We start from the raw sequence: 12,812 nt of genomic DNA on the forward strand, positions 1-12,812 counted from the left end.
CTCCCAAGAGTTCAGGAAAGAAAAACTGGACGCGTTTGAGGGAAAATATTCGATGAAGATTCTCGCGACTGCCGCGTTGGCTGCTTCGGTGGCATTCATCCCAGTGTCTGCAATGGCGCGTGATCTGACTGTCGGTCTTGCGGCCTCGACGACGTCCATGGATCCGCAGTTCTATGTGGTGGGTCCAAACAGCGCGATGGCGCGCAACATTTTCGACGGCCTGGTCAACCAGGATGCGCGTCAGCAGATCGAGCCGGCTCTCGCCGAGAGTTGGGAGCGTCTGGGCGAGACGACCTGGGAGTTCAAGCTGCGCGCCGGCGTGAAGTTCCACGATGGCAGCGACTTCACTGCTGAGGACGTTATCGCCAGCATCGAGCGCGTCCCTGTGGCAGCTACCAACAGCCCAAGCTCTTTCGCGCCGTACGTGAAGGCGATCAAGGAAGTCGTCGAGATTGATCCGCTGACGATCCAGATCAAGACCGACGGCCCGACCCCTCTCCTCCTGAACAACCTCAGCCGCATCTCGATCCTGCCGGCAGAGCAGGCGCAGACGACAACCGAAGAGATGAACAAGGGTAATGGTGTCATCGGCACCGGACCGTTCAAGTTTGTCTCTTGGACCCCGGACGCGGAGATCATCGTCGAGCGTAATGAAAATTACTGGGGCGGGGAAGTTGCGTGGGACAAGGTTACGTTCCGCATCTTCAAGAACAACAGCGCGCGCGTCGCAGCAATTCTGTCGGGCGACGTCGACATGATCGAAAGCATCCCGACGGCCGATACGCGTCGCCTCGAGCGGACAGCTGATCTCAAGGTCATCAAGGCAACAGGCAATCGCCTTATGTACCTGCATATGGACCAGGATCGCGAAGAGGCGCCTTTCGCAAAGGATGCCGAAGGCAAGAACCCGCTGATCAAGAAGGAAGTTCGCCGGGCGCTGTCGCACTCGCTCAATCGCGAAGCTATCGTTGATCGTGTGATGGATGGTCAGGGCACGCCGTCGGGCCAGGTCGTTCCCCAGGGGTACTTCGGCTTCGAGGATGCGCTTGCAGTAGACGTCTACGATCCAGAGCTCGCCAAGAAGATGATGGCTGATGCCGGTTATCCTGAAGGGTTTGAGCTGACGTTCCACGCGTCCAACGACCGCTATCCAAACGATTCCAAGGTTGCACAGGCCGTGGGTCAGTTCTTCAGCCGCGTTGGTGTGAAGACCTCCGTCGAGACCCTTCCCGGCAGCGTCTACTTCTCCCGCGCTTCGGCGCGCGAGTTCAGCTTCATCATGGGTGGTGCAGCGATCGAGACAGGCGAGCCTTCAGGCATCCTTGGACCGTTGCTCGAGACCTATGGCGAAAAGGCTGGCCAGGGCAATCGCGGCCGTTACTCGAACGCGGAGTTCGACGCAACGCTCGATCAGGCGCGCAAGACGCTTGACGACGCAGAGCGCGAGGGTCTGCTGAAGGCGGCAACGAAGATCGCCATGGATGATCTCGGCATCATTCCGCTGTTCTTCCTCGACAACACCTGGGCAGCCAAGGCGGACCTCTCCTATGAGGGTCGCTCTGACGGTTACACCCTGCCCTTCTACGTGACGGCTGAATAAGCCGTCGGCAGAAGGAGGCAATCGCTGATGTCGCTCCACGGCGTATTTCCCTATCTGGTGTCGCCGACCACTGCCGAGGGCGAGGTCAACACCTCAGCCCTTGGCGATCTGGTCGAACACCTGATAGCGCAGGGTGTCCATGGCCTCGCTCCGCTAGGCAGTACGGGCGAATTTGCCTACCTGTCCAACGCGCAGCGGTTGGTCATCGTGCGCGCCACTGTGGACGTAAATCGCGGTCGCGTTCCGGTTATTGCTGGTGTCGCCTCCACGTCGATCAATGATGCGGTTCAACAAACCAAAGCATTGGTCGAGGCCGGCGTGGACGGTGTCCTGGCAATTCTGGAAGCTTACTTTCCGGTGTCGGATGCAGGCGTTGAGGCCTACTTCAGGGCGATCGCCGCTGCAGCGGACGGACGCCCGGTGGTTCTTTACACAAATCCGCAATTTCAGCGGTCGGATCTTAGTCTGCCCGTCATCGAGCGGCTGAGTCATGTGGAGAACATCCGATACATCAAGGATGCGTCCACAAATACTGGACGCCTCTTGTCGATCATCGAGCGCACGCGCAGTCGCATGGAAGTCTTCTCCGCTTCCGCGCATATCCCTGCCTGTGTGTTGATGATTGGCGGTGTGGGCTGGATGGCGGGGCCAGCCTGCATTGTACCTCGGCAGAGCATTGACCTTTACGACGCAGCGCGTGCCGGCGACTGGACGCGCGTCATGGATCTTCAGCGTCCGCTTTGGCGGGTCAACGAGATCTTTGCGAAATACTCGATTGCCTCCTGCATCAAGGCAGCCTTGCAGCTGCAGGGCTTTGATGTGGGCAACCCGATAGCACCACAGGAACCTCTGGGCGACGAAGCTCGCGCAGAGATTGCTGAGGTGCTTGCCTCGGTGGGCGCTCTTTAGCGCCTGCCTCCATAATAAGAAGCCTACAACCGTCCCGATTGTCCGGCTGTCAGTTCCCCGCGGGACTGGGCGCCGGACAATCTACTTAGGCAAGTGAAGTGAGACCTCATGTTCAAGACCCGGATCATTGTTGATTGCGATCCTGGCATAGATGATGCGATCGCGCTTCTGGCCTCCTTCGTGTCGCCTGAACTCGAAATCCTTGCAATCACGACCGTCTCTGGCAATCAGCCGCTTGAGACTTCTACCCAAAATGCGCTCAAGCTGTGTGAGCTTGGGGAGCGCACTGACATTCCGGTTTACGCTGGTAGTCACCGGCCGCTCCTGCGCGAACCCATTCGTGGTCAATACCACGGCACAACCGGGCTTGGATCTTGCAACCTGTCAGAACCGACAAAGACGCCTGAGCCTGCAGGAGCCGTCGAATTCCTTATTGAGCGTCTTCTCTTGGCTGCGCAAGAAGAACAACCCATTACCTTGTGCGCCCTCGGGCCACTGACCAACATTGCCATGGCGCTGAAGATCGAGCCATCGATCGCGCGCGGCATCAAGCAATTGGTCATGATGGGAGGCGCATATCGCGAGCCCGGCAACCGCACGTTGACCGCGGAGTTCAATATTCTGGCGGACCCTCATGCAGCGCATATTGTCTTTTCGAGCGAACTGAAGATCGTCGCCCTTCCCCTCGACGCCACACATCAGGTGATTTTGACGCCGGATCACGTCGCTCGCTTCAGCGCGGTCAGCGGGCGCATCTCAAAAGCAGTGTCAGAGCTGATGATGTCGTGGGACCGTAACCAGGTGGAACGTTATGGCTCACGCGGGGGCCCTCTCCACGATCCTCTGGTGATCGGTTGGCTCTTGGCACCGGAGCACTTCGAAACAAAGTCTGTTCGTGTCTTTGTCGAGTATCAAAGCGAATTGTGCATGGGACAGACTGTGGCCGACTGGTTTTACAAAACCGGTCTGGAGCAGAATTGTCAGATTGTCACGCAAGTTAATTCAGCGTCCATAATTGACGTATTTCTCGAGCGTTTCTCCCGCTACCAGACGGTGGCTGCGCCATGAGTGTTCGGCGTATCATAATCGATACTGACCCGGGCGTTGACGATGCAGCAGCCATTCTGCTCGCAATCGCATCACCGGAACTCGACGTCATCGGGATCTCGGTCGTTGCAGGTAATGTCGGCCTGACGGAAAGCGTGAAGAATGCGTGTAAGCTGGTCAGCATTGCGGGGCGGCAGGATATCCCCGTTTACGCGGGGGCGGCAGGTCCGCTTGTGCGCGAGCAGGTGTTTGGCAAGTACGCTCATATAGGCGCTTTCCCGGACGAGATGGTGCCGCCATCCTCTGTGAAGCCGAAGTCCCTCTCGGCAGTACGCTTCATTGCAAATGAGGCACGCGCTGCTGCTGCTCGCAACGAGAAGATTACGATCTGCGCGATTGGTCCGCTGACCAACGTTGCGTTGGCACTGCGCCTCCACCCTGATGTCGCGGCTGGCATCGAGCAAATCGTCGTGATGGGCGGTGCCTTCAAGGCGATGGGCCACCGAACGGCCTGGGCAGAGTATAACGTTTACGCTGATCCGCATGCGGTCGACATTGTGTTGGGCTCAGGTGTCAAGCTGGTGTTGTTTTCGCTTGATGTCACGCTACAGGCACTGTTTACGGAGGACGACTTCCGTGGGCTCGAGCGTCGAGGGGGCGAGCCAGGCAAATGCTTGGCGGCACTGCTGAGAGCGTTCGACCGCAGTGATATTGCCCGGTTTGGACGGCCGGGGGGCCCTATCCATGATGCAATGACGGTCGCCTGGCTCCTGCAGCCGGGGCTCTTCGCAGGCAAGAATACCGCTGTGGGAGTGACCCGAGATGGTCCAACGGCAGGTCATACCTGGGCAGATTTCCATCGGAAATCCGATCATGTCGCGAACGCGCTTGTGATCAGGACGGTCGATGAAACGGGCTTCCGGCAGTTGCTGGTCAGCCGCATTGCATCGATGGGTATCCAATCGCCGTCTAGGAACGAGAAAGTAAGCGCGACGATATGAGCAGCTACCTATTCAGCCGTCTGGCGCAGACGATCGTAACGCTCTTCGTCATGAGTGTCCTGGTCTTCGTCGGACTCTATATGGTCGGTAACCCGGTCGACGTATTGCTGAGCTCGTCAGCAACCCCTCAGGAACGGATGGAGGTCATCCGCGCCTTTGGGCTTGATCGTCCGGTCTGGGAACAATATTTCACGTTCCTGACCAAGGCTCTGCAGGGCGACCTTGGCAATTCCTTCATTTTTAACCAGCCGGCGCTGGACCTGATTTTCCAGCGCATGCCAGCTACGCTGGAACTGGCCTTCGTCGCGCTGGTAATGGCGCTGATCATCGGCATTCCGCTCGGGGTTCGGGCCGGTCTCAAGCCGAAAAGCCGCATCTCGCGGCTGATCATGACGTTCTCCATCCTGGGGTTCAGTTTGCCGACGTTCTGGATCGGCTTGATCATGATCATGATCTTCAGTGTGTTTCTGGGCTGGCTTCCGGCGTCCGGGCGGGGCGACACCGTCAACCTGTTGGGGGTTCCCGTCAGTTTCCTCACTCTTGACGGTCTTTCACATCTACTTTTGCCTGCATTCAATTTGGCGCTGTTCAAGATATCGCTGGTTATCCGCCTGACCCGTGCTGGCGTGATGGAGGTGATGCAGCTCGATTATGTGCGCTTCGCGCGCGCAAAGGGAATTAACGAAAAGCGGATCCTGCGCGTACATGTTCTGAAGAATACGCTGATCCCGCTGATCACCGTCATCGGTCTGGAACTCGGATCCCTGATCGCGTTTGCTGTGGTTACCGAAACCATTTTCGCGTGGCCGGGCATGGGCAAGCTGATAATCGATGCAATTGGGGTTCTCGATCGCCCGGTCATCCTCGCATATCTGCTGATTACCGTCGTCATGTTCAGCGTCATCAACCTGGTGGTCGACATTCTTTACTCGATAGTTGATCCGCGTGTTCGCCTTGAGGGAGGCTCACGATGAGCAACGATGCCAAGAGGAAAGTTGCCTCGGTCCACTCGGAAGATGCGTTAGTCGCAGCCGAACGGATCTTGCCGCTCAAGCGGACGCTGCTTGCACTCGTACGAGATCGCGTTGCGCTGGCGGGTTTGATCATTGTTAGCGTGCTTGTTTTCATCGCAGTGCTCGCCCCGGTCCTTTCCGTGCAGGATCCCTATGATCTGGCGCAGTTGGACATCATGGACGGACGGCTACCGCCAAGTTCCACCAGTATGACCGGCACGGTCTATTTGCTGGGAACGGACGATCAGGGCCGCGATCTTTTCAGCGCGATCATGTACGGCCTGCGCACCTCGATCCTCGTCGGCCTTGTCAGCGCAGCAATCGCGCTCGTCATAGGTGCGAGCATAGGTCTGTTCAGTGCTTATGCGGGCGGTCGCGTCGACGCATTGCTTATGCGCATCGTCGACATCCAGCTCAGCTTTCCGGCAATCCTCGTCGCCCTGATCTTCTTGGCAATCCTCGGACAGGGCGTCGACAAGATCATCATCGCTTTGGTCGTGACTCAATGGGCATATTATGCCCGCACCGTTCGTGGTTCTGCGCTGGTCGAAAGCCGGCGCGCCTATACGGATGCAGCGCGGTCGATGGCGCTGTCGGACAAGCGTATCATCTTCAGGCATATTCTGCCGAACTGCGTCCCGCCATTGATCGTGGTTGCCACGATGCGCGTTGCCTACGCGATCATGCTCGAAGCGACGCTCTCTTTCCTTGGCATTGGACTTCCGGTGACTGAACCGTCGCTCGGGCTGCTGATTTCGAACGGGTTCGAATATCTCCTCTCCGGCGATTACTGGATCAGCTTCTTCCCGGGTATCACGCTGTTGATGCTGATTGTGGGTATCAATCTGATCGGCGACGCCCTGCGTGACATTCTGAACCCAAGGCAGGAGGGCTGAGCCATGAGCGAACCGATACTTTCGATCTCCGGCCTGACCACCGAGTTCAAGGTAGGCAAGGAGTGGCGTGACGTCATCCGCAACGTTAATCTCGATATCCACCAGGGGGAAACTGTCGCGGTAGTGGGCGAGTCAGGGTCGGGCAAGAGCGTGACCGCAATGTCAGTGATGCGTCTTCTCGGAAGCAATGCACGTTCTTCCGGGAAAATCCTGTTTGAGGGCCAAGATCTTCTTGGGCTTACTCAGGAGGCGATGCAGACGGTTCGCGGCAACCGGATCGGTATGATCTTTCAGGAGCCGATGACCTCGCTCAATCCGGTACTGAAGATCGGCGAGCAGATTACCGAAGTCCTGATGGAGCATCGCGGGCTCGAACATCGCGCAGCATTGGCGGAGGCAGAGCGCCTGCTTGAAAAAGTGCGGATACCCTCAGCGCGGCAACGCCTGAATGAATATCCCCTAAGCTTCTCAGGGGGAATGCGTCAGCGCGTTGTCATTGCAATTGCACTGGCCTGCGAGCCGAAGCTGCTGATTGCGGATGAGCCGACCACAGCGCTCGACGTCACGATTCAGGCGCAAATCCTTGAGCTAATCAAGGCCTTGCAGCAGGAAGAGGGCATGGCGGTCCTTTTCATCACGCACGACATGGGCGTAGTGGCGGAGATTTCAGATCGTACCGCCGTCATGTTCCGAGGCGACGTGGTGGAGACCGGATTAACCGAGCAAATCTTTCGCCAACCAGCTCACCCTTATACCCGCGCGCTACTCGCTGCTGTCCCGCAGCTTGGCTCGATGAATGGGCAGAGCCTACCCCTTCGCTTCCCTATCGTCGACATGGCAACGGGCCAGATCGAGCCGGTCAAGCCGACGGTGGACACGGTGCGCAACGATGCGGATCCTGTTCTCAAGGTCGAACGCCTCGTCACGCGCTTCCCGGTCAAAAAAGGAATTCTGCGCCGTACGGTTGGCAACATCCATGCCGTGGAAGATGTCTCTTTTGAGGTGCGCGAAGGCGAGACACTATCACTGGTTGGCGAATCCGGTTGTGGAAAGTCGACTACCGGACGGTCAATTCTGCGGCTGACGGACCCGACGTCAGGTCGGGTAACGATTCAACAGCGTGATGTTGTCAGTGCCGACAAGCAGGAACTTGCCGTGATCCGCCGTGAAGCGCAGATGATCTTTCAGGATCCGTTTGAAAGCCTCAACCCGCGGCTGCGTGTTGGCGATGCGATCGCCGAGCCGATGGTCGCGCATGGCCTTGCAGGCGCATCCGATGTTGGTGAGCGCGTCGGCAAGTTGCTGGAAAAGGTGGGTTTGTCACCTTCAATGGCGGACCGCTTCCCACATGAGTTTTCCGGCGGGCAACGCCAGCGTGTGTGTATCGCGCGGGCCCTCGCGCTGGATCCGAAGATGATCGTTGCTGACGAATCCGTCTCCGCGCTCGACGTGTCGATCAAGGCGCAAGTCATCAATTTGCTGCTCGATCTGCAGGAGCAGCTTGGCCTTGGCTACCTCTTCATCAGCCATGATATGGCGGTGGTCGAGCGCATAAGCCACCGGGTCGCGGTCATGTATATGGGCGAGATCGTTGAGATAGGTCCGCGACAGGCGGTGTTCGAGAACCCACAGCACCCGTATACACGCAAGCTGATGGCGGCGGTGCCGATTGCCGATCCGACGCGCAAGCGGGTTCGCCAGATCAGCAATGACGAAATCCGCACCCCCTACCGGGAGGCCGGATTTGTGCCCCCTTCAAGGGAATATTTGAAGATCGGGGAGGATCATTTTGTCCTCGGCCGGAAGCAGGAACGGGCGGCCTAAGCCGCCCTGCCCTCTCGCATCAGTTTATTGCGGTCAGCGTGACTGACGTGCCAGTCGCGGCGGCGTTCAGGCCGATTTGACCCGTGGCGCTCACAGTCTGCAGATGAACGGAGCCGGCGGTGCCACCCACGAGGATGTTGGCTCCAATGCCTGCACCAACCGTTGCTTCAACAGTGGCTCCGGAATATAGGCCAGCCAGCGAACCCTGGTGATAGCCAGCGGTCGGCGCAAAGACTGCCCAGACCAACCGGCCTTCGGTGGTGAAGCCGACATCAAGGCCCACCTTTCGGATCGTGCCGACATACTGTTCTGTCGACCGGCTGCCAATGGTCGACTGAAATACGCAATCGAGTTCTTTTGCCGAGCCGATAACGTATCCCACGCCGCCGCCTACCCGGCAATCGAGGGTGCCAATTTTCACGCCGTCGCGATCACCGGCACGCTCTACTTCGACCGCCCGATACTCAACCATGTCAGCGGCAGATGCGATGGGTGCCGCAACCATCATGGTGGGCAGGATTGCGGCTGCGACCAGATAACGCTTCGTCATATTATTCTCCTTGGTCTGCGACCGCCGCGTTACCGCAACGGCCTTCGTCCAGCTAACGCTCTTTCTAGGAAAACGATCCGCCCGTATAGGCCATGCGTCGAATTGGCCTTTCGGCCGCAGATGTGCAATTTAGCGGTCTTCTAAGGTTCCAGGCGGGTCATGCTCACTTACATTGTGCTGCTTCTTGCCGGCTTTTGTGCCGGTGCACTCAACGCGGTCGCGGGCGGTGGAACGTTCTTGTCGTTCCCGGCTCTGGTCTGGGTGGGAGTTCCCCCTATCGCGGCTAACGCTACGGCTACCTTTGCAGCGTTGCCGGGTTATGTCGGGAGTGCATGGGGCTTTCGCAAAGACATGCGCTCGGAAGGGCCGCTGTCGGTCAAAATCATCATCGCCCTTGCCGTTCTTGGCGGCTTCCTCGGTGCCTTGCTCCTTCTTGTGACTTCTCCGGATGTGTTCCGGGTTATCGTTCCTTGGCTGCTTTTGCTTGCAACAGCGGTTTTCGCTGCGGGACCGGCACTGCTCAAGATGATTACGGCGCGTGGTGCCGGTGGACTTGGAGCTGGAGTGGCGGCAATCCTGCTTCTCGCCATCGCTACGTATGGCGGCTACTTCAACGGCGGCCTCGGCATCATGCTTCTCGCAGGCTTCGGGCTGATCGGCTTTACTGATCTGAACGCAATGAACGGCCTGAAGAATGTCATCTCGGCCATTCTGTCGCTTGTTTCAGTCGCCACCTATATGGTGGCGGGCCTGATCGACTGGACCTATGCGTTGCCTGTCGCGATCGCATGCACGGTAGGTGGGTATGTCGGGGCGGCCTTGGCCCGCCGCATAACCCGCCCTCAGATGCTCCGCATCTTCATCACGCTGGTCGGCGCCGTAATGACGGTTGCGTTTTTCCTGGTTTAGCGACTAGCGCAGCATTTTCTTGGCCAGCATCGCGATCGTCAGACCGCAGAGCGCGATCAGGATGAACAGGTAAGACACGCCGTTCCAGCCCTGCCACTCAATCCAGAAGGCGAGAATGGCCGGGCCACCGAGCTGACCGATGGAAGATGCCTGCTGTACCATACCTAGCGCAAGCGCGAGTTGCTGATTGGATGACAGCAACCGAGGCATGGTGACGAGGATCGATGAAGGCATCAAAGCCGCAAGGCCAAGACACAGGCCGGCGGCGGCAACGGCAAGTTCCATTGGGCTGGAAGCGTGGAAGATGGCCACGCCACAGACGCCGATTGTGGTGAACACGACGGCGAAGATTCCCCACAGCGGCGCTCCCATTCGCAAGATGAAGCCGGCGGATATGTTGCCGACAGCATTGGCAATCACCGCCAAGGCAGAGACCGTCCCCGCAACCTCAAGCGATAGCCCCATCTGATCGATCAAGAAAGTAGGTAGAAATGTGGTCAGAGCGAAGTACTGGATTGTATAAAGGGTGAAAGTGAAAGCGAGGAGGACGGGCGTTCCCGCCTTGAAGACCGCCGAGATGTCGCCAATGGTCGGGCTTGCGCGCCGCGAGACTGCCACTTCTTCTTTAGGACGGAGGACAAACAGCAGTACCGCGTGAGTTGCTGCAACAATACCGTTGAGGGTCCAGAGCCAGCGCCAGTCGCCTTGCATGAGCATTGGTCCCATCAAGATCATCGTCGCAGCACCGACGGGCATGTACGCCGCCCAGAAAGCGAACACCACCTGCTGTGTTCGAGGGGTGACCATGCTGCGCAAAAGAGTGGGGCACGCAATCACTACGCCCAGGAAGCCGATGCCCTCGATCACCCGGCTGACAATCAGTATGGTTGCGTCCGCCGACATCGCGCCGAGGAAACTGCCGCCGGAGATCATCAGCAGGCCGAATATGATGACGTGTCGCAGCGCGAAATATGAAAAGACGAAGCCTGCGGCCATCCCTCCAACGACGCCCAAGGCAGCATAGGCGCCAGCTACCCAGGATACGGCAAACAGGCTCAAGCCTAAATCATCGCGAAGCAGCGGGATTGCGATCGCTACCTTGCCGATCTGGAAGGCGCCAATAATTCCTGCGGCGATGATCAGGACCGATTGCAGCCAGTTGGTTGTATCTCGCACGTCTACTCTCATCTGCGTCTAAAACTTGAACAGCCTGAGAAACAGAGATGCTACATCTACGTCCACTTTCGGCTTGCATTTGGGATCATAGCCAGGCCGCGGCGGCAGACAAGCGATATGTATACAATCGCTGTGGGAGCTTCCGTTAGGTCGCTGACATTATGTCGCCCTGCTTTTGCGTATGCGGCGGGGCATAAGGCTCGAAAAAAGGAGTCAAAAATGTCGCTATTTCTGATGTCGGTTACGGGCCTTGTTCTTGCAGTTGCGTTTGCGTTCGCCGCAACCAGCATCGGCTTTGTTCAGGCGCTGACACTTGGGGCGATCGCTTCCACAGCGCTGATCTTTTACCTCCTCATCCGCATCACGATGAGCTGAGCCCCCGCTGTTCGGAGCGACCTGTTTCCACTCGATTCCGGCCTGCTTTCTTGGCCAGATAGAGCGCCTCGTCAGCGGCGTTGATCAGATATTGGTAATCGGGGTGGCCTTCGAAGGCGGCAACCCCGACAGACACCGTAGCGCGAACAGGCTGGCGATCGGGGATATTGGCCGCCTTTTGGGCAACGCGAGTACGAATGCGCTCAGCAATTGCAATTGTCTGATCAGTGTCGGCTTCTACCAGAACGATCAGGAACTCTTCACCGCCATATCGGAACACGAAGTCGGTCGGCCGAACCGTCGTCAGGAGAATATCGGCAACATGGCTGAGCACGGCATCTCCGACTGCATGGCCATGCGTGTCATTAATCGACTTGAAGTGATCGATATCGACCATCAGGACGCTCAGCGGCGTGCTGGTTTGCTTGGCGAACGATATCTCCCGCGCGATGACCGAGGGCAGGAAGCGGCGGTTCAATGTTCGGGTTAGCGGGTCGCGTCCGTTTTCAATGTTCGAGGCGGCATCGAACAAATCGTTCAGGTGGTACCTGATTTCGCCTATCTGTACCTCAAGATTAGCAACGGCTGCGTTGGGGTCAGATGCAAACTGCTCCAGCACGTCGGTGTCGATTAATTGGATGATCGTTTTGATGCTGTCGAGTTGAGGCGCGCCCTGGAAGATGACGGCGCCGCGATGGCGGACCCAAAGACCGAAAGCGGAATTGGCGAGCTTGGCGATGTTCTGGGATCCGTTGCCGAACAGGCTGAACAGGACCGATTGCGACCACTCCATGAGAGCAGCACGCTGCGTTTCGCGCTCCAGATGAATGTCCTGTCCAAGCGAGAGCAGGCGGAATGCCTCGTCGGTGCGTGTCCGGCGGTCAGTGTCGGTCAAGTACGCTTCCGTCATCAGGCGCAGAGCGTAATCCATCAACTCCCCAAGCAGGATGATGGTCTTCGCGGTTTCCGTACTGTCGAGATCGAGATCGGCGACCTTTAACGAGATTTCGGTCTTCAGGAGGGTGATCCCCTCCATCACCAGGTGATTGGGGATCTTCAGGCGGGCGTGAACTTCACCTACCTTAACCTGACGCTGATCGAATTTCGTCAGGTCGCCCAGCGGATCGACGCTGACAAGCTCCAGAAGCCAGTTGCGGAGCGAATGGCTCAGCCGATTGGTGACGACAGAGTGGTCGAGAAAAGCCGCGCCGTCATCGTGGGCGAGGAAACTTGCGTAGAATTTTTTGACCAGATCATCAACGTGCGCGCGGACGATCGATGCCAAGCGCTCCGATGCAGTGGCGCGCTCCTCATCTGTGGCCTGTATCCAGATATTCATTCCAGGACGGTATGCGTGTGACATGGACATCTCACATGGTGGTTCAGGTCCGTAGCGCGTCCAAACGGGGGGATCAAGGATGCGAATGTCGACGCCATACCATTTGGAGGGTGTCCGCTGTCAGGCACAAAATCAGACGTTGCTTAAATTGTCGCTTGTGCACCGAGCGATTG

The 12,812-nt window shown here is 58.0% G+C and carries 12 protein-coding genes; 9 read left to right on the forward strand and 3 right to left on the reverse strand.

The window, feature by feature from the left end; genetic code table 11:
• Positions 1 to 52 precede the first annotated feature (52 nt).
• The 7 genes from IOD40_RS13230 (at position 53) to IOD40_RS13260 (ending at position 8,290) form a co-directional block, all read left to right on the forward strand.
• On the forward strand, positions 53 to 1,600 hold the full coding sequence (locus IOD40_RS13230) for an ABC transporter substrate-binding protein (RefSeq protein ID WP_198477034.1): 1,548 nt from the start codon (positions 53 to 55) through the stop codon (positions 1,598 to 1,600).
• Between the two features lie 27 nt (positions 1,601 to 1,627).
• Positions 1,628 to 2,509 (forward strand): dihydrodipicolinate synthase family protein, encoded by an 882-nt coding sequence (locus IOD40_RS13235; protein ID WP_198477036.1) that lies wholly within the window; start codon positions 1,628 to 1,630, stop codon positions 2,507 to 2,509.
• A gap of 108 nt (positions 2,510 to 2,617) precedes the next feature.
• Positions 2,618 to 3,577 (forward strand): nucleoside hydrolase, encoded by a 960-nt coding sequence (locus tag IOD40_RS13240; protein ID WP_198477037.1) that lies wholly within the window; start codon positions 2,618 to 2,620, stop codon positions 3,575 to 3,577.
• Positions 3,574 to 4,557: a nucleoside hydrolase gene (locus IOD40_RS13245; protein WP_198477038.1), complete on the forward strand. Its 984-nt coding sequence runs from the start codon at positions 3,574 to 3,576 to the stop codon at positions 4,555 to 4,557. The genes IOD40_RS13240 and IOD40_RS13245 overlap by 4 nt, the downstream gene beginning before the upstream one ends.
• Positions 4,554 to 5,531 carry an ABC transporter permease gene (locus IOD40_RS13250; RefSeq protein ID WP_198477039.1) on the forward strand — a complete coding sequence of 326 codons (978 nt, stop codon included), beginning with the start codon at positions 4,554 to 4,556 and terminating at the stop codon, positions 5,529 to 5,531. Before IOD40_RS13245 ends, IOD40_RS13250 begins: the two co-directional genes overlap by 4 nt.
• Positions 5,528 to 6,466 carry an ABC transporter permease gene (locus tag IOD40_RS13255; RefSeq protein ID WP_198477040.1) on the forward strand — a complete coding sequence of 313 codons (939 nt, stop codon included), beginning with the start codon at positions 5,528 to 5,530 and terminating at the stop codon, positions 6,464 to 6,466. The genes IOD40_RS13250 and IOD40_RS13255 overlap by 4 nt, the downstream gene beginning before the upstream one ends.
• A 3-nt stretch (positions 6,467 to 6,469) precedes the next feature.
• On the forward strand, positions 6,470 to 8,290 hold the full coding sequence (locus IOD40_RS13260; protein ID WP_198477041.1) for an ABC transporter ATP-binding protein: 1,821 nt from the start codon (positions 6,470 to 6,472) through the stop codon (positions 8,288 to 8,290).
• Positions 8,291 to 8,309: 19 nt separating this feature from the next.
• Here IOD40_RS13260 and IOD40_RS13265 read toward each other — a convergent pair whose 3' ends face one another.
• Positions 8,310 to 8,840 (reverse strand): DUF992 domain-containing protein, encoded by a 531-nt coding sequence (locus IOD40_RS13265; RefSeq protein ID WP_198477042.1) that lies wholly within the window; start codon positions 8,838 to 8,840, stop codon positions 8,310 to 8,312.
• A 159-nt stretch (positions 8,841 to 8,999) separates the two neighbouring features.
• Here IOD40_RS13265 and IOD40_RS13270 point away from each other — a divergent pair, with 159 nt between their 5' ends.
• Positions 9,000 to 9,749: a sulfite exporter TauE/SafE family protein gene (locus tag IOD40_RS13270; protein ID WP_198477043.1), complete on the forward strand. Its 750-nt coding sequence runs from the start codon at positions 9,000 to 9,002 to the stop codon at positions 9,747 to 9,749.
• Positions 9,750 to 9,752: 3 nt separating this feature from the next.
• Here IOD40_RS13270 and IOD40_RS13275 read toward each other — a convergent pair whose 3' ends face one another.
• Positions 9,753 to 10,925: an MFS transporter gene (locus IOD40_RS13275; protein WP_198477044.1), complete on the reverse strand. Its 1,173-nt coding sequence runs from the start codon at positions 10,923 to 10,925 to the stop codon at positions 9,753 to 9,755.
• Positions 10,926 to 11,144: 219 nt separating this feature from the next.
• Between IOD40_RS13275 and IOD40_RS13280 the strand changes: the two genes are divergently transcribed.
• Positions 11,145 to 11,300, forward strand: a complete 156-nt coding sequence (locus tag IOD40_RS13280; RefSeq protein WP_198477046.1) for a hypothetical protein — start codon at positions 11,145 to 11,147, stop codon at positions 11,298 to 11,300.
• Here the strand turns inward: IOD40_RS13280 and IOD40_RS13285 are convergent.
• Positions 11,287 to 12,639, reverse strand: coding sequence for a GGDEF domain-containing protein (locus IOD40_RS13285; protein ID WP_210336906.1), 1,353 nt, complete (start codon positions 12,637 to 12,639; stop codon positions 11,287 to 11,289). The genes IOD40_RS13280 and IOD40_RS13285 overlap by 14 nt on opposite strands.
• Positions 12,640 to 12,812: the final 173 nt, after the last annotated feature.

It is taken from the genome of Aquamicrobium zhengzhouense, assembly GCF_016124105.1.
In the GTDB taxonomy this organism is placed as follows: Bacteria; Pseudomonadota; Alphaproteobacteria; order Rhizobiales; family Rhizobiaceae; genus Aerobium; species Aerobium zhengzhouense.